Annotated in this window: 4 protein-coding genes; 1 reads left to right on the top strand and 3 read right to left on the bottom strand. The window is 68.4% G+C overall.

The annotated features are described in order from the left end of the window. Positions 1-19: 19 nt before the first annotated feature. From rimI to pssA, 3 genes are read right to left on the bottom strand one after another with little or no spacing between them, the layout of a single operon-like run. Positions 20-517, bottom strand: coding sequence for a ribosomal protein S18-alanine N-acetyltransferase (rimI, locus tag O0J15_RS20730; RefSeq protein WP_019660988.1), 498 nt, complete (start codon positions 515-517; stop codon positions 20-22). Beyond that, positions 514-1,023 carry a hypothetical protein gene (locus tag O0J15_RS20735; RefSeq protein ID WP_058980477.1) on the bottom strand — a complete coding sequence of 170 codons (510 nt, stop codon included), beginning with the start codon at positions 1,021-1,023 and terminating at the stop codon, positions 514-516. The genes rimI and O0J15_RS20735 overlap by 4 nt, the downstream gene beginning before the upstream one ends. Next, a complete protein-coding gene (gene pssA, locus O0J15_RS20740) occupies positions 1,020-1,796 on the bottom strand; it encodes a CDP-diacylglycerol--serine O-phosphatidyltransferase (RefSeq protein WP_019660986.1) in 777 nt (258 codons plus the stop codon). Before pssA ends, O0J15_RS20735 begins: the two co-directional genes overlap by 4 nt. 80 nt (positions 1,797-1,876) lie before the next feature. On the opposite strand from pssA, the gene O0J15_RS20745 reads away from it, so the two are divergent. Continuing rightward, complete coding sequence (locus O0J15_RS20745) at positions 1,877-2,251, top strand: DUF4124 domain-containing protein (RefSeq protein ID WP_134731788.1); 375 nt, start codon at positions 1,877-1,879, stop codon at positions 2,249-2,251. Positions 2,252-2,549 lie beyond the last annotated feature (298 nt).

Consider the following 2,549-nt stretch of genomic DNA (forward strand, 5'->3'; position numbering starts at 1 on the left):
GGCCCGCCCCCCTTCTCCGTCACAACGGCGGCATCGCCTGCAGGTCACCATCGACCAGCTCGATCGCCATCACCACCGCGTCCTCGCGGCCCTGTGCGGCCGGGTAGTAGCGCGGGCGGCGGCCGATCTCGTTGAAGCCTTCGCTGTGGTACAACGCCAGCGCCGGCGTATTGGACGGACGCACTTCGAGGAACACACGCTGTGCCCCCCGGTCGCCAGCCAGCTGTACCAGCGCGCGCAGCAGTTGACGACCCAGCCCACGCGACTGCGCCAGCGGATCGATGCAGATGTTCAATACATGTGCCTCATCGGCCGCGATGCTGAGCACCCCATAGCCGATCAACTGGCCATCGCGCTCCATGGCCAGGCCGGGATAGCCCGCACGCAGGCAATCGACGAAGATGCCGCGGGTCCACGGAAACGGATACCCGCGTACTTCAATCGCCATCACCGCGTTGAGGTCACTCTCGCGCAGCGCGCGCAGGCTGACCGGACCAGGCTGGCTGACCGCACTCACGGTGCGCCCCGCTTGCGCAGGGCACGCAGCTGCGGCCACAGCGCGCGCTTGGCGGCGGGATCCTGGCGCAGCTGGTCCAACGGCCAGCTGTCCATCAGCGCCTGCGTGGCCGGATCATTGGGATTGCAGCCGGACGCGCGCAGCAAGGCGATCTGCAGGCGATCCGGCAGCCGCACCACCGGCTGCCGGGCATTGCCGCCGGGCAGCGGGCGGGCCGCCGCCGGCGCGGTATCCGGTGCGTTGACCGGGGTCTGGCGACGTGGTGGCGCCTGGCGTTCCTGCCGGGAAACCGGTGTTGGCGCAGCCAGAGGTTCGCGCGCGGGCGCGGTGGGTGCCCGCGCCTGCTCCACCGCTGGCGCGGCAGCCGCCTCGGCTTCGGCCACGCTCAGCTGCAGCGCGGCGTCCAGCTCGGCGGCCAGCTGGCCGTCGTGATAGACGGTGTAGCCCATGGCCTGCAGCCAGGCCTGCTGGGCCGGAGACCACAGCACGGGCAGGTCCTGGCTCACGCGGCCTCGGGCTTCTTGCGCAGGCGCTGCACGGCCCACATCACCGGGCCGGACAGGGCGTACAGGATGCCCACCGCGAACAGCACGCGCGGCAGATCGATGACCGCGATGGCGATGGCCACCGGCACCAGGGCCAGCACCAGGAACGGCACGCGGTCGGAACGGGTACCCTTGGCGCCGCCGCCCTTGAAGCTCCAGAAGCGGATGCGGCTGACCATCAGCAGCGCCGCGATGATCGTCACCGCCAGCGCCACGTAGCGCAGCTGGTTGCCGTCCCAGCCCAGGTTGCCGTCTGCGAACGCCCAGACGAAGGACATCATCAGGCCGGCCGCGGCCGGGCTGGCCAGGCCGACGAACCAGCGTTTGTCGACCACCGCCACCTGGGTATTGAAGCGGGCCAGGCGCAGTGCCGCGCAGGCCGCGTACAGGAACGCTACGGCCCAGCCAACGCGGCCGAGCAGCGGATCGTCGAACTTCAGCCACGACAGCGACCAGTGATACATCACCAGCGCCGGAGCCATGCCGAAGCTGACCAGGTCGGCCAGCGAGTCGTACTGCACGCCGAATTCGCTGCTGGTGCCGGTCAGGCGCGCCACGCGCCCATCCAGCCCATCCATCACCGCCGCCACGAACACGGCGATGCTGGCGTTGACGAAATCCCCATTGGCCGCGGCGATGATCGCGTAGAAGCCGGCGAACAGTCCGGCAGTGGTGAACAGGTTGGGCAGCAGGTAAATCGTGCGCGAACGCGGCGGCGGTGTGATCGGGTCCATGGAATCCAGTTTAATCGACTTGCCAGTGCTCGGCGCCAATGCTGCAATCGGCGTTCTACGCCCATTCCGCGGAGTTTGCCATGCGTGCCCTGTCCTGCCTTGGATGCCTGCTGCTGGCCAGTGCCAGCGCCGTGGCTGGCCCGGTCTATAAATGGAAGGACGCCCATGGCGTGACCCAGTACTCGGAGACCCCGCCGGCCGGCAAAAAGTACGAGACCCGGGAGCAGGCGCGCAGCCCGCAGACTGCAGCCAGCACCCAGACTCCGGCTGCACCGGTGCCCGAGCAGTGCAGCACCGCCCGTGCCAACCTGGCCTTGCTGGATGGTGGCGGCCAGGTGATGCAGGACACCGATGGTGATGGCAAGGCCGATACCCCGTTGAGCCCGGAGCAGCGCACCGCGCAGAAGGGGCTGGCGGAGGCCGCGATCAAGGCGTACTGCCCACCGGCAAGTTAAGGGGGTCGGCAGGGCTGCGCCCTGCACCTGCAGAGGCTGCATGCAACGGCAACGGCAACGTCAAAAGCGGGCATTCCGTGGAATGGCGGGGCGGTGTCGGATTGCGGGGACGCCGCAAGTACGTCCATGTCGGCTTGGCAGCCGCATCCATGCGGCTGACACCCCGCAATCCGACACCGCCCCACCCCCGACAGATTCCCGGTGGCCAATAGATCCACGCCATGCGTGGATGAAATCTGTCGGATCTCGAATTGAATCCGGGGTCAGATCCGTTTACCTGCGGAAAACGGATCTGACC

Origin of the sequence: Stenotrophomonas sp. Sm10 (genome assembly GCF_030985515.1) — a bacterium.
Classification (GTDB): Bacteria; Pseudomonadota; Gammaproteobacteria; order Xanthomonadales; family Xanthomonadaceae; genus Stenotrophomonas; species Stenotrophomonas hibiscicola.

What these genes read in the sequence shown, in the direction of transcription:
- O0J15_RS20745 (WP_134731788.1), top strand. Translation starts at nt 1,877, where the DNA reads ATGCGTGCCCTGTCCTGCCTTGGATGCCTGCTGCTGGCCAGTGCCAGC.
- pssA (WP_019660986.1), bottom strand. Translation starts at nt 1,796, where the DNA reads ATGGACCCGATCACACCGCCGCCGCGTTCGCGCACGATTTACCTGCTG.